Here is a 15,711-nt window from a genome sequence, read left to right on the forward strand (position 1 = left end):
TACTTCGCCCCCCCCCTCGGCCGTGGAGCCCCGGGGGGAAGCTGGGGGGGGCCACCCGAGCCGGGTGACCGCCCCCGGTCTGCTCGCTCCGGAGAACGCGGAACACGCCGAAGGCGGACCATCCGTTCGGATGGTCCGCCTTCGACTTCTGTGGAGCTAAGGAGAATTGAACTCCTGACCTCCTGCATGCCATGCAGGCGCTCTACCAACTGAGCTATAGCCCCTTGCTTTGTTCTGCCCGGTTTCCCTGGCGGCGACGCCAACATTACACGGTCCCTGGGGTGCGGCACCAAATCGGTTTCCACTCTGCCCTCATACGGGGGCTAATGTCTGCTTTCGTGACCCTGATCGCGTTCTCCGGAGCCCGGCGCCGGGTGCCGTTGGCCGTGGGTGCGTGCCTGGTCTCGTTCACCGCGTTCTGGCTGGCACAGCGGGCCGCGCAGGTGACGATGATCGACCTGATGGTGTACCGGGCCGAGGGGGCCGCCGTTCGCGCGGGAGGCGACCTGTACGCGCTGCGGGCGACCGCCGCACACCTGCCCTCCACCTACCCGCCGTTCGCGGCCCTGCTGTTCACCGCGCTGACCCTGCCGGACCCCCTGACGCTGCGGGTGTTGGCGACGGCGGGGAATCTCGCCCTGCTCCTGGTGTTCGTACGGCTGTCGCTGAAACTCGTCGGCCACGCGCGCGCGGAGAGCGTCTGGTGGGTCGCGGCGGTGGCCGTCTGGTGCGAGCCGGTGTGGACGACGCTGCGCTACGGCCAGGTCAATCTGCTGCTGGCCGCCCTGGTGCTGTGGGACCTGACCCGTCGTCCCGCCGGCGGGTACGGCCGTCTGGCCGGGGCGGGGCTCGGGCTGGCCGCCGCGGTCAAGCTGACCCCCGCCCTGTTCCCCGCGTTCCTGCTCGCCACGGGTGCCGTGGCCCGGCTCGGGGGCGGGGAAGGCGGGCCCTGGCTGCGGCACGCGCGCGGGGCCGCCACCGCGTTCGCCGGGGCGACCCTGCTCGCGGCGGCCGCACTGCCGTACGACTCGTGGCGGTTCTGGACGGACACGGTGTTCCGCGCGGACCGGGCCGGCCATGTCGAGGCCACCGCCAACCAGGCCCTGCGCGGCGTTCTGGCCCGTCTGCTGCACACACCCGACCCGGGAGCCCTCTGGGTCGCCACAGCGGCCGTGGCGGCCGCCCTGGGGCTCGCGGTGGCGGTGACGGCGGAGCTGCGGGGGATGCGACCCTGGGCGGTGTGCGCCTGCGCGGTCACGGCGCTGCTGATCAGTCCGGTGTCGTGGACGCACCACTGGGTGTGGTGCGTGCCCCTGGTGCTGCTGCTGTGGACGCGCGGGCACCGGGCGGCCGCCCTGGGGACGGCGCTGGTCTTCTGCTCGTACGCTCCGTGGTGGGTGCCGCACGGCCCCGGACGGCCCGAACTGCATCAGACGGGCATCCAGTTGACGCTGTCGGCCCTCTACGCGGGGGCCGCCGCACTGTTCCTCGCGCTGGCCCGGACGTCGTCGCCGAGCCCCCGGCCGCGGTCGGCGGCGCGTCAGGCGGTCACGAAGGAGTAGAACCTCTTGAGCGTGCAGTGCTCCTCGAGCAGCCGGCCGTAGATCGGCTCGCCCTCCAGCTCGCGGTAGGTCTCGATCGGGTCGCCTTTTATGATCAGCGCCCGCGCGCATTCCTCGCACCAGTACTGGTAGTCGGGATTGACCGGCTCCATGTCACGGACGATCGGCGTACCACTGCCGCACCAGTCGCACTTCCGCCTGTGTGCACCCATCGATCAGCTCCAGCTGTGGCCGCAGGCCGTGCACACGTAGGAGATTCCGCCGTTGTCCCCGAGAACCTGGGCGACCCGCGCGGAACCGCAGGAAGGGCAGCTGAGCCGGGTCGCCGTGCCCCGTATCAACGCCGCACCGAGGAGGTGGCCGCCCTCCTCAAGGATGCTCGCAGGCATCGCTACTCCTCCCGTCGGGCCGCGCCCCCTTCCGGCCGTTTGATTCTGCCACGGCCGGACCAATACGGTCAGCGACGCCTCAGTACCAGTCCGGACACGGCCCCCGACTCGGGCCGTTCCGGCCCGCGCCACGGGCACACCGAGAACGTCTCCGCATGGCTATACGCCCGCAGGGCCCCGACCGACTCAAGGATGAACACAGAAAATCCCGCCCCCCTGAGGGGACGGGATCCTCTTCACCGATCTTTGACAACTCCAGCGAGTGTCGATCAGTGGAGCTAAGGAGAATTGAACTCCTGACCTCCTGCATGCCATGCAGGCGCTCTACCAACTGAGCTATAGCCCCTGGCGTTCTTCCCGCTCAGCGGGGCGAACAAGAAGAACTCTAGCCTGTGACCTGCCGGAAAGTGAAATCCGGGGTCGGGGGTCAGTCGTCGTCGCCGAGGACGGGCTCCGGGAGGGTGCCCGCATTGTGCTCCAGCAGGCGCCAGCCGCGGGCGCCTTCGCCGAGCACGGACCAGCAGCAGTTGGAGAGGCCGCCGAGGCTCTCCCAGTGCTGGGCCTCCAGACCGAGGAGCCGGCCGATGGTGGTGCGGATCGTGCCGCCGTGGCTGACCACCACGAGGGTGCCGTCCTCGGGCAGCTTCTCGGCGTGCCGCAGCACGACGGGGGCGGCGCGGTCGGCGACCTCGGTCTCCAGCTCGCCACCGCCGCGGCGGACCGCCTCACCGCGTTTCCAGGCGGCGTACTGCTCGCCGTAGCGGTCGATGATCTCCTCGTGCGTCAGGCCCTGCCAGACACCCGCGTAGGTCTCCCGCAGGCCCTCCTCGCGGACGATGTCGAGGCCGGTGAGGGCGGACAGCTCGGCGGCCGTCTTCGCGGCCCGCTGCAGGTCCGAGGAGACGATCGCGTCGGGGCCCAGGGAGGCGAGCAGCCGGGCGGCCCGGCGGGCCTGGCCGAGGCCGGTCTCGGTCAGCTCGACGTCGGTGGTGCCCTGGAAGCGGCGCTCCACGTTCCACGCGGTCTGGCCGTGCCGCCACAGGATGATGCGGCGGCCCCGGTCCCTGCGGTCGCTCACCTCGCCGGTGGCGCTCATCACCAGTCCCCGCCCGGTTCCTCGGCGGCCTCGGCGGACAGCAGCTTGGCGTGCTCCTCGGCCTTGCCGCGGGTGGCCTTGGCGTCGGCGGGCAGCTCGAGCTCGGGGCAGTCCTTCCACAGCCGCTCCAGGGCGTAGAAGACACGCTCCTCGCTGTGCTGGACGTGAACGACGATGTCGACGTAGTCGAGCAGGATCCAGCGGGACTCGCGGTCGCCCTCGCGGCGTACCGGCTTGGCGCCGAGTTCCTTCTGCAGGCGCTCCTCGATCTCGTCGACGATCGCCCTGACCTGGCGGTCGTTCGGCGCGGAGGCCAGCAAGAAGGCATCCGTGATCGACAGCACGTCGCTGACGTCGTAGGCGATGACGTCGTGGGCGAGCTTGTCGGCCGCCGCCTGGGCGGCGGTGTTGATGAGCTCAAGGGAACGATCAGTGGCGGTCACTACATGGCTTTCCGTCAAGGGGACACTTGACGTCAAGGGTCTCACGGACCGCCGGGCGCACCCCACGTGATTAATGGATCACATGGGGTGCCCCTGCCGCTGTCAGGAGGAGGCGGGCCGGTAGTCGCTGCCCAGGACGACCGAGACGTCGGCGCCGGAGGAGACGGTGCCCTTGGCCACGGAGCCGGCGGGCAGGCCCAGGGTCTTGGCGACCTCGGCGGCGTTCGCCTTGTCGGCGGCATCGGCGTAGAGCACCTTCGAGGTGGGCCGGGCGGCGGACGCGGTGCCGCCCTCAAGGAAGGTGAAGCCGCCGTTGAGGAGGACCACGCGGGCCTTCTCGGTGTCGTCCTTCACACCGGTGGCGTTCTGGACGGATACCCGGACCGCGGAGCCCGCGTCGGGGCTCTTGGCGGTGCCGCCGAGGATGTCCTTCACCACGCTGTCGCTGGTCCGCGCGCTCAGCGTGCCGTCGGACTGCACGGGCAGCAGGGCCGTCCTGTAGTCGCCGCCCTTGGCGAGGTCGGCGAGCTTTGCCAGGAAGGCGCCGAGGTCCTTGTCGGTCAGCGGCGGGTCGAGGATCTGCGCGAGGGTCTGGACGGTGACCGTGGCGCCCTGCGCATCCGAAGAGATCTTGCGCAGCACGCCCTGCATGACCTGCCCGAACCGCTCCAGCTGGGCGTTCTGGGCCTCGCCGGAGGCGCGGTAGGTGGCGTACGCGACGGCCATCTTGCCGCTGAGGGTCTGGGCCTTGCCCTTGTGGACCAGCGGCGAGGTGCCCTTCTTCTTGGCGTCCGGGTCGGGTACGTCCGTGTTGGTGTCGATGTCGATGCTGCCGACCAGGTCGACGAGGTTCTGCAGATACGGGGTGTCCAGGCGCCAGGTGCCCTGGATGTTGGTGCCCAGGACGGTGTCGAGCTGGTCGCGGGTGCCGGAGGCGCCGTCGTCGTCCACCGACTTGGCGAGGGTCGTGGTGCTGCCGTCGTCGCCGCTGAGCGCGAGGGAGTTGGGCAGCAGGACGGTCGTGCCCTGCTCGGTGGTGGTGTTGTCGACCAGGAGCGCCGTGGAGGTGCCGCCCTTGCCGGTGTTGTGCAGGTGGACGACGATCACGTCACGCTTCTGGGCGGCCGCCGGCGTCGCCGTGCCCGACTTGGAGCCGGAGGAGGACAGGCCGGGCAGCTTTCCGGCGTACCAGAGGTAGCCGACACCGCCCACGGCGACGAGGGCGAGGACGACGAGCAGGGCGACGATCCGGCTGCGGGCACGGCGGCGGGCCTCCTCGCGGCGCTCGGTGCGGTTCTCGGTGAACTTCAGCCAGTCGATGACGTCTTCGGAGTCGTCGGTCGGCTCCTCGACGAAGGCGAACTGCTCGGTGCGGTAGTCGCGTTCGGGGGCGGCCTGGGGCTCCGACTCCTCGGCCGGGCCGGCCTGCTGCGGGATGTAGGCGGTCTGCTCGGTGACCCGCGGGTGCTGTCCGCTGGTCGTGGTCCGGCCGTACGGGTCGTACGCGTTCGCCGCGCCCCTGCCACCGTAGGTGTCGTAGGAGGAGGCGGACGGCTGCTGGCCGGTGTCGTACGCGTCGTAGGACGGGGCAGGGCGCTGGTTGCCGGTGTCGTAGGGCTGGGCCGGCTGCTGCCCGGTGGCGTAGGGGTCGTAGCCGTAGCCCTGCTGGGCGTACGGGTCGTAGGGCTGCTGCGGGGTCGGCTGGGCCGGGACCTGCTGGTACACCGGCCGGCCGTACTCGTCGTAGCCGACGAGTTCGTACTGGCCGTCTTCGTACCCCGCGTCGTATCGGTCGTTCACCGGTGCCCCTCTCGGCTCACTCGCCGCGGTACAGCTCGCGCTTGTCGATGTAGCGCACGACTCCGTCCGGCACCATGTACCAGATGGGCTCGCCCTTGGCGACTCGCGCACGGCAGTCCGTCGAGGAGATCGCGAGCGCGGGTACCTCGACGAGTGTGACACCGCCCTCCGGCAGGCCGGGGTCGGTCAGGTGGTGGCCGGGCCGCGTGACGCCGACGAAGTGCGCCAGGGAGAACAGCTCCTCCGAGTCGCGCCAGGTCAGCAGCTGGGCGAGGGCGTCGGCGCCGGTGATGAAGAAGAGGTCCGTGTCGGGGTTGAGGGCCCGCAGGTCGCGCAGGGTGTCCACGGTGTAGGTGGGGCCGCCGCGGTCGAGGTCGATGCGGCTGACGGAGAACTGCGGGTTCTCGGCGGTCGCGATGACCGTCATCAGGTAGCGGTCCTCGGCCGGGGAGACCTTGCGGTGGGACTTCTGCCACGGCTGGCCGGTGGGCACGAACACCACCTCGTCCAGCTGGAACTGCGCCGCGACCTCGCTGGCGGCCACCAGGTGTCCGTGGTGGATCGGATCGAACGTTCCGCCCATGACGCCGAGGCGGCGCTTGCCCGAGTGGGCGGGGCCGCTGCCCGGAGCGTACGCCGGGGTCTTCACCGTGCCTGCCGCCGTCTCGGCGTGCTGGGTGGCGTCGGCGGCCGCGGGTGCGGCTGTCTCGTGCGCCGGGCCGGTAGGCATGTCCTGCTCTCCCATGCGTGCAGACCCTACCGGCCCCACTTGAGGGCCCCGGCGGGGGACGGGGTCCGGGGTCAGCGGTCCCGGTTGAAGCGGGTGGTGATCCACAGGAGCAGGAGCAGGATGACGAGGGCGCTGCCGCCGGTGACGGCGGGGTTCAGGCTGTCGTGGTTGCCGCCGTGCTCCCCGCCCTCGGCGGCGAGGGTGACCAACTGGGCAGTGGCGCTGTGGAAGCTCATCTTCGGCAGGACCTATCGCGTGTGGGCGGGATAAAGACGTCGGCTCATCGTAAGCGGGCGTCCCGGCGGCGATCACCCCGACTCCGCCGTTGGTGCGGGCCCGGGCGCGGTTCGGCCGTCGGCGAGGGAACTTTCGCGGGCGGTCAGTCGTCCTTCCGCTTGTAGCCGCGCAGCAGGAGCCACGCGGTCAGTGCGCAGCCGACGAACATCACGATCAGGACGACCCGGAGCAGATTCCCTGAACCATGCTGCTGGACGGCACTGCTGGCGGCCTCGGTCAGCCAGGCGGCTGCGGGGTGGTGCTCCATGACGTGGACTCCTTCGGCTGTACTGCCCGTCCACGGTATCTCCGCCTAGGCTGGCTCCCGCCTCGGGGGCACAGTGAGGCACTCATACGCACATGGGGGAAGACATGTCCGACGACGGCCGCGAGCAGACGGGGCACGAGCGCGTGCCGAGCAGGCAGCGCAGGCGCTTCCCCGGGATCTCCTCGCGCGCGTACGAGCACCCGGCCGACCGGTCGGCCCTGGTGGCGCTGCGCAAGCTGAGCGGTTTCGACACGGTGTTCAAGGCGCTCAGCGGGCTCCTTCCGGAGCGGAGCCTGCGGCTGCTGTTCCTTTCCGACTCGGTGCGCGTCTCCGAGCGGCAGTTCAAGCATCTGCACGACATGCTGCTGGACGCCTGCTACATCCTGGACCTGGAGAAGGTCCCGCCGATGTACGTCAACCAGGACCCACAGCCGAACGCGATGTGCATCGGGCTCGACGAGCCGATCATCGTGGTCACCACTGGGCTGGTCGAACTGCTCGACGAGGAGGAGATGCGGGCGGTCGTCGGGCACGAGGTGGGCCACGCCCTGTCCGGGCACGCGGTGTACCGCACGATCCTGCTGTTCCTCACCACCCTGGCGCTGAAGGTCGCCTGGATACCACTGGGCAACTTCGCGATCATGGCGCTGGTGGCGGCGCTGCGGGAGTGGTTCCGCAAGTCGGAGCTGTCCGCCGACCGGGCCGGGCTGCTGGTGGGGCAGGACCCGAAGGCCTCCATGCGCGGCCTGATGAAGATCGCGGGCGGCAATCACCTGCACGAGATGAACGTGGACGCGTTCCTGGAGCAGGCGGAGGAGTACGAGGCCGGCGGCGATCTGCGCGACTCCGTGCTGAAGATCCTCAACGTGCTCCCCCGCTCGCACCCCTTCGCCACCATCCGGGCGGCCGAGCTGAAGAAGTGGACCGAGTCCCGGGACTACCAGCGGATCATGGACGGCCACTACCCGCGGCGCTCCGACGACAAGGACACCTCGGTCAGCGACTCCTTCCGTGAGTCCGCCGCGAGCTACGCGGACGACGTGAAGACCTCCAAGGACCCGCTGATGAAGCTCGTCACCGACCTCGCGGGCGGCGCCGGCGACCTGGGCGGCCGGGTCCGCCGGGGCTTCGACGGCTTCAGGAGCCCGACTCCGCCGAAGGACGCGCCGTCGCAGGACGCGCCGCCCAAGGACGCATCGACGACGGACGAGGAGTAACCGCAACTCCCCGGCGGCGCGTGGCTGTATCGACATACGGCCCCGCCGCGTGGGCGCGCAACCCCACGCACCGGCACCCGCAGCCGCACCCGGCGGCACACCCTCACCCCGTCGGCCGAACCCCGGTGGCCAGCGTCCCGCACAGCGCGGTGGCGCTGTCCGTCGCATACGGGTCGGTCCCCGCCGGCCCGCCCACCCTGGCGGTCTCCCCGGCCAGCAGGGGGTGGAGGTAGGAGGTCGCGGTCTCCGCGCAGGACATGGGGCCTGCCTGGGCGTAGGAGGTGACCAGCTGGAGCTGGCCCACGCGCAGGTCGTCGCTGTCGAAGTGGAAGGTCATCTCACGGCGGACGGTGAACAGCGACACGGGCGCGTCGTCGGCCGCACCGGTCCGGCGCAGGGCGTAGACGAAGATCGTGTCGGCGCTGACCTCCAGCGTGGCCGCGTCGGCCTCGGCGGCCTGCAGGGTGCCCTGGACGCGGATCCGGTCGTCGGCCAGTTGCGCGCGGGAGGGGTCGAGGCGGACCAGCCAGCCGGTGGGTGCGTGGCGGCCGTCCGCCGCGGGGTGGTCGAAGCTCTGGTCGAACTGGTCGAGCTGCTCGGAGTCGAGGAGGGACCGGGCCGGGCGGAACTGGCGGCCGGTGAGCACGTCGGGGTCGAGGGAGGAGCGGACCAGGTAGGTCCTGGCGATGCTCAGCGCGGCCGTGACCTGGCTGTCGGAGAAGTGCGGGGTGCTGCGGGTGGCCGGCAGCGGGATTCCGGCGGCGCCGACCTCGAACTGGGCGGCAGGGCTGTGTGCGTAGAGCAGCTCGGCGTCGGCGGCGCCGGGCACCTTGCCCTGGGGCGCGAGCGGGATGACGGTCATCCGCAGGGCCTCGGCGGACCGCCGGGCCTGCGGGGAGCTGTACGGGTGACGGACGCCCATGTAGATCGCGGTGCCGAAGGCGACGGCGAGCAGCAGGGCAAGGACCAGGAGCTGCCGGGTCAGTCCCCGGTGCAGGGGCCGGCGGCGGCGCACGGCGGGCGCGTGGTCGCCCATGCGTTCCTGCGCGGAGTACTCCTGGAGGCGGGCAGCACGGACGAACGACTCGTCGAAGACGACGGATCGGTACTCGTCCTCTCCACCTCCGGGGCCGCCCTCGGGTGTCCCCTCAGGTGGGTCTCCAGGCCCGCCCATACTTTCAGAGTAGGTCTCGCGGGCCTCGGGTAAACGCCCCGCTACGCGACAACTTCTGACAGGTTCTCAACAGGTGCCCGTACGGGCGTTCAGGGGGTCCGCGGGAAGGCCGAGACGGCCGGCGGACTGGAGTCGGCGGAGGCGGAGGGGGGCGAGGCCGCGCCCTGCTCCAGGCCGGTGGCGGCGGGGGACGGCACCCGGTCGCGGGTGTTCGAGGAAGCGCCCCGGTAGACGGCGGCGAAGGCCAGCGCGACCATTCCGATGCCCATCACCAGGGCGAGCACCCAGGCGACGGGACGATGCCAGCGGACCTGCCTGCCGTGGGTCCCGAAGAAGCCGCGGCCGTCGCCGAGGACGTAGGTGTCGTCCAGTTCGTCGTCGTCCCGATCATGACCGAAATCGGTCCCCTCGGGGCCGTAGCCGTCGTCGTAGCGCTCGCCTCTGGGGTGGGCGCGGCGGGCTTCGGCCTCGGAGGCCTCGGCTCTTGCCTGTGCGGCGGCCAGGAGGCGTTCGACGGCGGTCGGCTCGTGCACCACGGCCGCCTGCACGAAGGCCTCGTCGAAGACCACGGAGGCGAACTCTTCGTCCGACACCCCGTGGTCGTGGTCGTCGTCGGGCTCCCAGCCGTCAGGGAACGGCGTGCCCCCCACGTCCTCCGGCACGGATCCAGAGTAGACCTGGGGGGTCAATTTGGGCAGACGGTATGGAAATTCATCCGCCTGCTGAGACGTCTTTTCGCCAGGGCCGTCAGCGGCGCACGTGACCGTCGCCGGTGACGATGTACTTCGTGCTGGTCAGCTCCGGGAGGCCCATCGGGCCGCGGGCGTGCAGCTTCTGGGTGGAGATGCCGATCTCGGCGCCGAAGCCGAACTGGCCGCCGTCGGTGAAGCGGGTGGAGGTGTTCACGGCGACGGTGGTGGAGTCGACCAGCTGGGTGAAGCGGCGGGCGGCCTGCTGGGAGGTGGTGACGATCGCCTCGGTGTGGCCGGAGGTCCACAGCCGGATGTGCTCGACGGCCTTGTCCAGCGAGTCGACGACGGCGGCGGCGATGTCGTACGAGAGGTACTCGGTCTCCCAGTCCTCGGGGGTGGCCTCGACCACGGTGGCCTTGGAGTCCTTGGCGTAGGCCATGACGCGCTCGTCGGCGTGGACGGTGACGCCGGCCTCGGCGAGGGCGTCGAGAGCGCGCGGCAGGAACTCGGGGGCGATGTCCTGGTGGACCAGGAGGGTCTCGGCGGCGTTGCAGACGCTGACCCGCTGGGCCTTGGAGTTGATCAGGATCTCGATCGCCATGCCGATGTCGGCCCGGGCGTCGACGTAGACGTGGCAGTTGCCGGTGCCGGTCTCGATGACGGGGACGGTGGACTCGCTCACCACGGTCTGGATCAGGGAGGCGCCGCCGCGCGGGATGAGCACGTCGACCAGGCCCCGGGCGCGCATCAGCTCGCGCACGGAGTCACGGCTCTCACCGGGCACCAGCTGGACGGCGTCGGCGGGCAGCCCGGAGCCGCCGACGGCGTCCCGGATCACCCGGACCAGGGCGCTGTTGGACTCGTAGGCGGAGGCCGAGCCGCGCAGCAGGACGGCGTTGCCGGACTTCAGGCAGAGGGCGGCGGCGTCGACGGTGACGTTCGGGCGGGCCTCGTAGATGATGCCGACCACGCCGAGCGGGACACGGACCTGGCGCAGGTCGATGCCGTTGGGGAGGGTGGAACCGCGGACGACCTCGCCGACCGGGTCGGGCAGCTTCGCGACGTCGCGGACGTCGGCGGCGATGGCGCGGACCCGCTCGGGGGTGAGGGTGAGCCGGTCGACGATGGCCTCGCTGGTGCCGTTCTCCCGGGCCTTGGCCACGTCCTTGGCGTTGGCCTCGACGATCTCGCCGGTCCGGACCTCCAGGGCGTCGGCGATGGCGAGCAGCGCGTCGTCCTTCGCGGCGCGCGGGAGCGGCGCGAGGTCGGCGGCAGCGGCCTTGGCCCGGTAGGCGGCCTGGGTGACCGGGGACATGGAGTCGTACGGCGAGAGCGTGGTCATGAGGGAAGGGTAGTGCGCCGAACGGGGCCGTCCATCGCTCGTTCCACACCCCGAGACGGGATCAAGGGGGCGGAAACACCTGTACGGCGTCAGAAGGGATGAACCCCCACCGGGGCCGCGGGCGGCGGGCCGTAGCCCTCGGAGATGCGCTGGTGGTAGGTCTCCCGGTCGATGACCTCCAGGCCGACGATCTCCCAGGCGGGGAGTCCGGCGGTCTGGCGGTGCTCGCCCCACAGGCGCAGGGCCACGGCGGCCGCGTCGTGCAGGTCGCGGGCCTCTTCCCAGTAGCGGATCTCCGCGTGGTCGTTCGCATATCTGCTCGTCAGCAGGAAGGGGTGGTCATGGGCCAGCTGCTCGAGGGCGCGCCGCAGATCCCCCAGGGGGACCTCCTGCCCGGAGACGCTGAGGGTGACGTGCCACAGGCGGGGCAGATCCCTGGGCTCCTCGTAGGTGCCCCCGGCCGCGACGCTCGTCAGAGCACCACGGGACGCCGCCGCCCCAGGGCGCACTCGTCTCACGACGGCCTCCTTCACGCAGCGCTCGGGAACGTGTTCCTGAGAGAAAGTTGAGCAGGCCCTACGGCTCCGCGGGGCGGTTTTACGGAACGTCCCCCACCGGGGGCCGTCGTTACGCCCCGTTTTTACGGGTGCAGGAGCACCAGGTCGTCCCTGTGTACGACCTCGCGTTCGTACGCCGGGCCCAGCTCGCGCGCCAGCTCCCGGGTCGAACGCCCGATCAGCTGGGGGATCTCCTTGGCGTCGAAGTTGACGAGCCCGCGGGCCACGGCGCGGCCGGTGCCGTCGCGCAGCTCGACGGGATCGCCTGCGCTGAACTCGCCCTCCACGGCGGCGATTCCGGCGGGCAGCAGCGACTTGCGCCGCTCCACGACCGCGCGGACGGCGCCGTCGTCCAGGGTGAGGGAGCCCTGCGGGGTGGAGGCGTGCTGGAGCCACAGCAGCCGGTCCGCGGAGCGCCTGCCGGCGGGGTGGAAGTAGGTCCCGGTGTCGCCGCCGGCGAGCGCCTCCGCCGCGTGGACGGCGCTGGTGAGCACCACCGGGATGCCCGCGGCGGCGGCGATCCGGGCGGCCTCGACCTTGGTGACCATGCCGCCGGTACCGACGCCGGCCTTGCCCGTGCTGCCGATCTCGATGCCCTCGAGGTCGGCGGGCCCCCGCACCTCCGCTATCCGCGAGGTGCCCGGCTTGCTGGGGTCGCCGTCGTAGACGCCGTCGATGTCGGAGAGGAGCACCAGCAGGTCGGCGTGGACGAGGTGGGCGACGAGGGCGGCGAGGCGGTCGTTGTCGCCGAAGCGGATCTCGTCGGTGGCGACGGTGTCGTTCTCGTTGACGATGGGGAAGGCGCCCATGGCCAGCAACTTGTCCAGGGTGCGGGAGGCGTTGCGGTGGTGGGCGCGGCGGCTCATGTCGTCGCTGGTGAGCAGGACCTGTCCGACGCGCACGCCGTAGCGGGCGAAGGAGGCGGTGTAGCGGGCGACGAGCAGGCCCTGGCCGACGCTGGCGGCGGCCTGCTGGCGGGCCAGGTCCTTGGGGCGGCGGCGCAGCCCCAGTGGAGCGAGGCCCGCGGCGATGGCACCCGAGGAGACCAGCACGATCTCCCTCTCTCCCCCGCTGCGGATCTTGGCGAGGACGTCGACCAGCGCGTCGACGCGGTCGGCGTCCAGGCCGCCCGCGGCGGTGGTCAGCGACGAGGAGCCCACCTTGACGACGATCCTGCGGGCCTCACCCACGGCCTGCCTTGCCCTTGCCACCTTGCCTGCTGTCCCCTCGCCCGGTTCCGGCTGCTGTGCGGCAATCTACGCGAAGGGGGCCGTGCGCCGCGCACCGGTCCAGCCCCCGGACAGGCGCGGCGTGACCGTTCGATCACTGTTTGCGTACGGTAAAAAGGTTGTAGTGGTTGCCTATAGAAATTAAATCCCTGACAAACATAATTTGACCTTCGTGTCACCTAACGTTCGCCGACCGAGGCGCATACTCCTTCGCTCCGGCAAGAGCCCCTACGACGTCTTCACCGTGGAGGAGGCTCTCCACCAGGACGTCATCGCCACCAACGCGGGCAACCTGATCTTCCAGGACGCGGCGCACAAGATCCTCGAGGTCCCGGGGACCGAGGTCGTCTCGAACGGCGGACGGACCGAGGTGGCCGCTGCCGCGCGCATCAACGCGGAGTACGACGCCTTCGTCGTGCCGCTCGCCAACGCCTTCCGGCCGTCCTTCGAGACCGCGCTGAAGCGCCTGACCCGGCTCATCACCCGGCTGAGGATCCCCGTCGTGGTGCTCGGCGTCGGCGCGCAGACCGGGGTGAGCTACGACCCGGCACGGCTGAAGAGCATCGAGCCGACGGTGCGCGAGTTCTGCGCGGCGGTGCTGGAGCGCAGCGCCTCGATCGGGGTGCGGGGCGAGTTCACCGAGCAGTACCTGCGGGACATGGGCTTCAGGGACGTGGAGGTCATCGGCTGCCCGTCGCTGTTCATGTACGGAAGCGAACTCGACGTGCGCAAGCGGGTGCCCGGACTGACCGCCGAGTCGCGGATCGCGGTCAACGGCTCGCACAGCGCGGTGAAGAAGCAGGGCCTGGGCCGGATCATCACCCGGGCCCACGACCAGTACCCGAACCTGCGCTTCATCGGGCAGAACCTCAGCGACGCGCGGCAGCTGCACTGGCGGGACCTCAGCGACCCGAACGCCGCGGTGACCGCGATACCGACGCACCCGGACCACCCGATGTACCGGGAGGACAAGGTGCGGGTGTACGTCGACCCGGTCACCTGGATCGACGAGCTGCGCCCCTTCGACTTCTCCTTCGGCTCGCGCATCCACGGCAACATCGCGGCGCTGCTCGCGGGAACGCCCGCGACCGTGCTGTGCGGCGACTCGCGCACGCTGGAGCTGTGCCGGTACTTCGAGATCCCGCACCAGCGGCTGGACAGGGTCGCCAAGGACCCGGAGGCGGCCGACCCGGCGCGGCTGTACGAGCAGGCCGACTTCGGCGGGCTGGTCGGCAACCACCGGGAGCGCTTCGAGCGGTTCGTCGGCTTCCTGGACAGGAACGGGCTGCAGAACACCTTCACGCACGGCGACGGCGGCGCGGCCTTCGAGAAGAAGATGGACTCGCTGTCGTTCCCGCCGGGTGTGCGCCCGTGGAACGACACCGACCTCGCCTCGCTCAGCAGCCGGTTCGGCTGGCTGCACACCCGGGTCGGCGAACTGACCGAGGACAACACCCAGTTGCGCCGGGAGCTGGCGCGGGCGAGGAAGGTCAAGGACGGCGTGCCCGCGCCCAGCGCGTCCGTCTACCGGCGCGCCCGCCGCGTGGTGGGCCGGCCGCTGCGCCGGGCGCTGCAGTCCGGCAAGCAGTGACTCCCCCGGCGCGGCGGCGGCCCTCAGGCCGCCGCCGCGCCGAATCCTCCGCTCGGGAGCATCCGCCGGATCTTCCTGAGCGCCCGGCGCAGGAAGGAGTTGGCGGCGGCCTCCCGGTAGCCCTCGAAGGCCCGGGCCTCGCGGGGTTCGGCGAGGTAGACCTGATCGGGGACGCCGGCCTCCTTGGACCGGAAGTGCGGATAGACGAGGTAGACGCGGGTGCCGCGCTTCTCCAGGATCGCGGCGGCCTGCTTCTTCGCCTTGACGAACTTCACGACGTCCAGCAGCAGTTCGGGCCGCTGCATGGCCACGAGGTGCAGCCGCAGCCGCTCGTGCACCTTGAGCCGGCGGGCCACCCCGGGCGTCCAGTAGGCCTCCATCAGCGGCTTGGCCAGCTCGAACTTGTGCCGGCGGACCTCTTCGTCGTCCGTCAGGAACTTCGGCCCGAACTGCGGCAGCAGGGTGATCAGGAACGGCCGGATCATCAGGGTGTCGCGCTTGTCGCCCGCCGGGACCATGTCGGCGATCAGCTTCATCAGGGCGCGGGCGGAGTCGAAGCGGAGCGTGTAGCTGCCGGTCTTCGTGACGTGCTTGCCGTCCTCGCGGCCGACCAGGTAGTAGCAGGGGTGGTCGGCGACCACGGAGACGCCGTCGGCCCGCAGGTAGGCCTCCATCGTGAACAGCGCGTCCTCGCCGGTCCACAGGGACTCGTCGAAGCGCATGCCGTGCTTCTCCAGCAGGGCCCGGCGGAACAGCTTCTGCGCGCTGAGCGTGAACTTGATGTTCGACGAGAAGACGTCGGTCCGGTCGAGGGTCTTGCCCCACATGGACTTCGGCGGGATGCGGTTGATGCCCTCGACCTTGCCGAGCACCACGTCGGTGCCGTTCTTGTCGGCCATGGCGACCATGCGCTCCAGGGCCTCGGGCCCGAGCCGGTCGTCGGCGTCCAGGAAGAAGACGTAGCGTCCGGCCGCCTTGCCGAGGCCGACGTTGCGCGGTCCGCTGGGGCCGCCGGAGTTGTCCTGACGGATGACGGTGACCGGCATGGGGGCGCGGTCCGCGAACTCCTCCAGGTACTCCCCGGTGCCGTCCGTCGAGCCGTCGTCGACCGCGATGACCTCCATACGTGCCGGGTCGATGGTCTGAGCCTCGACGGATGCCAGGCACTCGACCAGGTACGGCATCGCCTCGTACGCCCCGATGATCACGGTGACATCAGGCTGCGTCACGACGGTCACGTTTCCCCCTTGCTTTCCCGCTGGTCAACGGAACATTTCCCCCGTATCGCCTCATTCGCAACCTGATAGACGGGCACCCGTGGGAAGCGGTTGCCCCACAGCGGGTA

17 protein-coding genes and 2 tRNA genes are annotated in these 15,711 nt (G+C 70.9%); 3 read left to right on the forward strand and 16 right to left on the reverse strand.

Annotated elements, in window-relative coordinates:
- Window positions 1-151: 151 nt before the first annotated feature.
- Window positions 152-224, reverse strand: a tRNA-Ala gene (locus tag AC07DS_RS04525).
- A gap of 114 nt (window positions 225-338) precedes the next feature.
- Here AC07DS_RS04525 and AC07DS_RS04530 point away from each other — a divergent pair.
- Complete coding sequence (locus AC07DS_RS04530; RefSeq protein WP_479142607.1) at window positions 339-1,562, forward strand: glycosyltransferase 87 family protein; 1,224 nt, start codon at window positions 339-341, stop codon at window positions 1,560-1,562.
- On the opposite strand, the gene AC07DS_RS04535 is transcribed toward AC07DS_RS04530, so the two are convergent.
- The 9 genes from AC07DS_RS04535 to AC07DS_RS04575 form a co-directional block, all read right to left on the reverse strand.
- Entirely contained in the window at window positions 1,541-1,774 is a 234-nt protein-coding gene (locus AC07DS_RS04535) for a hypothetical protein (protein ID WP_003976229.1), read from the reverse strand. The two genes, AC07DS_RS04530 and AC07DS_RS04535, sit on opposite strands and share 22 nt — an antisense overlap.
- 3 nt (window positions 1,775-1,777) lie before the next feature.
- Window positions 1,778-1,951, reverse strand: coding sequence for a hypothetical protein (locus AC07DS_RS04540; protein WP_145878522.1), 174 nt, complete (start codon window positions 1,949-1,951; stop codon window positions 1,778-1,780).
- Between the two features lie 273 nt (window positions 1,952-2,224).
- Window positions 2,225-2,297: transfer RNA gene (locus AC07DS_RS04545), tRNA-Ala, on the reverse strand.
- An 81-nt stretch (window positions 2,298-2,378) separates the two neighbouring features.
- Window positions 2,379-3,047, reverse strand: a complete 669-nt coding sequence (locus AC07DS_RS04550) for a histidine phosphatase family protein (RefSeq protein WP_479142609.1) — start codon at window positions 3,045-3,047, stop codon at window positions 2,379-2,381.
- Window positions 3,047-3,490, reverse strand: coding sequence for a ribosome silencing factor (gene rsfS, locus AC07DS_RS04555; RefSeq protein ID WP_145878518.1), 444 nt, complete (start codon window positions 3,488-3,490; stop codon window positions 3,047-3,049). Before rsfS ends, AC07DS_RS04550 begins: the two co-directional genes overlap by 1 nt.
- A 102-nt stretch (window positions 3,491-3,592) precedes the next feature.
- The gene (locus AC07DS_RS04560; protein ID WP_479142611.1) at window positions 3,593-5,290 is read right to left on the reverse strand and encodes an LCP family protein; all 1,698 of its coding nucleotides are present in this window, start codon (window positions 5,288-5,290) and stop codon (window positions 3,593-3,595) included.
- Between the two features lie 16 nt (window positions 5,291-5,306).
- Complete coding sequence (gene nadD, locus AC07DS_RS04565) at window positions 5,307-6,035, reverse strand: nicotinate-nucleotide adenylyltransferase (RefSeq protein WP_479142613.1); 729 nt, start codon at window positions 6,033-6,035, stop codon at window positions 5,307-5,309.
- A gap of 56 nt (window positions 6,036-6,091) precedes the next feature.
- A complete protein-coding gene (locus AC07DS_RS04570) occupies window positions 6,092-6,256 on the reverse strand; it encodes a hypothetical protein (protein WP_186581454.1) in 165 nt (54 codons plus the stop codon).
- A 143-nt stretch (window positions 6,257-6,399) separates the two neighbouring features.
- Window positions 6,400-6,564, reverse strand: coding sequence for a hypothetical protein (locus AC07DS_RS04575; RefSeq protein ID WP_145878512.1), 165 nt, complete (start codon window positions 6,562-6,564; stop codon window positions 6,400-6,402).
- Window positions 6,565-6,668: 104 nt separating this feature from the next.
- On the opposite strand from AC07DS_RS04575, the gene AC07DS_RS04580 reads away from it, so the two are divergent.
- Entirely contained in the window at window positions 6,669-7,781 is a 1,113-nt protein-coding gene (locus tag AC07DS_RS04580; RefSeq protein WP_479142615.1) for a M48 family metallopeptidase, read from the forward strand.
- Window positions 7,782-7,884: 103 nt separating this feature from the next.
- On the opposite strand, the gene AC07DS_RS04585 is transcribed toward AC07DS_RS04580, so the two are convergent.
- The 5 genes from AC07DS_RS04585 to proB form a co-directional block, all read right to left on the reverse strand.
- Window positions 7,885-8,955 carry an SCO2583 family membrane protein gene (locus AC07DS_RS04585; protein ID WP_479142617.1) on the reverse strand — a complete coding sequence of 357 codons (1,071 nt, stop codon included), beginning with the start codon at window positions 8,953-8,955 and terminating at the stop codon, window positions 7,885-7,887.
- Window positions 8,956-9,044: 89 nt separating this feature from the next.
- Window positions 9,045-9,617: an SCO2584 family spore wall biosynthesis protein gene (locus AC07DS_RS04590; protein WP_479142619.1), complete on the reverse strand. Its 573-nt coding sequence runs from the start codon at window positions 9,615-9,617 to the stop codon at window positions 9,045-9,047.
- Window positions 9,618-9,702: 85 nt separating this feature from the next.
- Window positions 9,703-10,989, reverse strand: coding sequence for a glutamate-5-semialdehyde dehydrogenase (locus tag AC07DS_RS04595; protein WP_479142621.1), 1,287 nt, complete (start codon window positions 10,987-10,989; stop codon window positions 9,703-9,705).
- Between the two features lie 89 nt (window positions 10,990-11,078).
- Entirely contained in the window at window positions 11,079-11,507 is a 429-nt protein-coding gene (locus AC07DS_RS04600) for a hypothetical protein (protein WP_145878503.1), read from the reverse strand.
- A 122-nt stretch (window positions 11,508-11,629) separates the two neighbouring features.
- On the reverse strand, window positions 11,630-12,736 hold the full coding sequence (gene proB, locus AC07DS_RS04605) for a glutamate 5-kinase (RefSeq protein WP_479142901.1): 1,107 nt from the start codon (window positions 12,734-12,736) through the stop codon (window positions 11,630-11,632).
- Between the two features lie 211 nt (window positions 12,737-12,947).
- On the opposite strand from proB, the gene AC07DS_RS04610 reads away from it, so the two are divergent.
- Entirely contained in the window at window positions 12,948-14,366 is a 1,419-nt protein-coding gene (locus AC07DS_RS04610; protein WP_479142624.1) for a polysaccharide pyruvyl transferase family protein, read from the forward strand.
- Between the two features lie 23 nt (window positions 14,367-14,389).
- Here the strand turns inward: AC07DS_RS04610 and AC07DS_RS04615 are convergent, their stop codons facing one another.
- Window positions 14,390-15,604, reverse strand: a complete 1,215-nt coding sequence (locus tag AC07DS_RS04615; protein WP_479142625.1) for a glycosyltransferase family 2 protein — start codon at window positions 15,602-15,604, stop codon at window positions 14,390-14,392.
- Window positions 15,605-15,711 lie beyond the last annotated feature (107 nt).

It is taken from the genome of Streptomyces sp. NPDC044064 (genome assembly GCF_056434245.1).

What these genes read in the sequence shown, in the direction of transcription:
- AC07DS_RS04535 (WP_003976229.1), bottom strand. Translation starts at nt 1,774, where the DNA reads ATGGGTGCACACAGGCGGAAGTGCGACTGGTGCGGCAGTGGTACGCCG.
- AC07DS_RS04540 (WP_145878522.1), bottom strand. Translation starts at nt 1,951, where the DNA reads ATGCCTGCGAGCATCCTTGAGGAGGGCGGCCACCTCCTCGGTGCGGCG.
- AC07DS_RS04550 (WP_479142609.1), bottom strand. Translation starts at nt 3,047, where the DNA reads ATGAGCGCCACCGGCGAGGTGAGCGACCGCAGGGACCGGGGCCGCCGC.
- nadD (WP_479142613.1), bottom strand. Translation starts at nt 6,035, where the DNA reads ATGGGAGAGCAGGACATGCCTACCGGCCCGGCGCACGAGACAGCCGCA.
- AC07DS_RS04570 (WP_186581454.1), bottom strand. Translation starts at nt 6,256, where the DNA reads ATGAGCTTCCACAGCGCCACTGCCCAGTTGGTCACCCTCGCCGCCGAG.
- AC07DS_RS04575 (WP_145878512.1), bottom strand. Translation starts at nt 6,564, where the DNA reads ATGGAGCACCACCCCGCAGCCGCCTGGCTGACCGAGGCCGCCAGCAGT.
- AC07DS_RS04580 (WP_479142615.1), top strand. Translation starts at nt 6,669, where the DNA reads ATGTCCGACGACGGCCGCGAGCAGACGGGGCACGAGCGCGTGCCGAGC.
- AC07DS_RS04585 (WP_479142617.1), bottom strand. Translation starts at nt 8,955, where the DNA reads ATGGGCGGGCCTGGAGACCCACCTGAGGGGACACCCGAGGGCGGCCCC.
- AC07DS_RS04595 (WP_479142621.1), bottom strand. Translation starts at nt 10,989, where the DNA reads ATGACCACGCTCTCGCCGTACGACTCCATGTCCCCGGTCACCCAGGCC.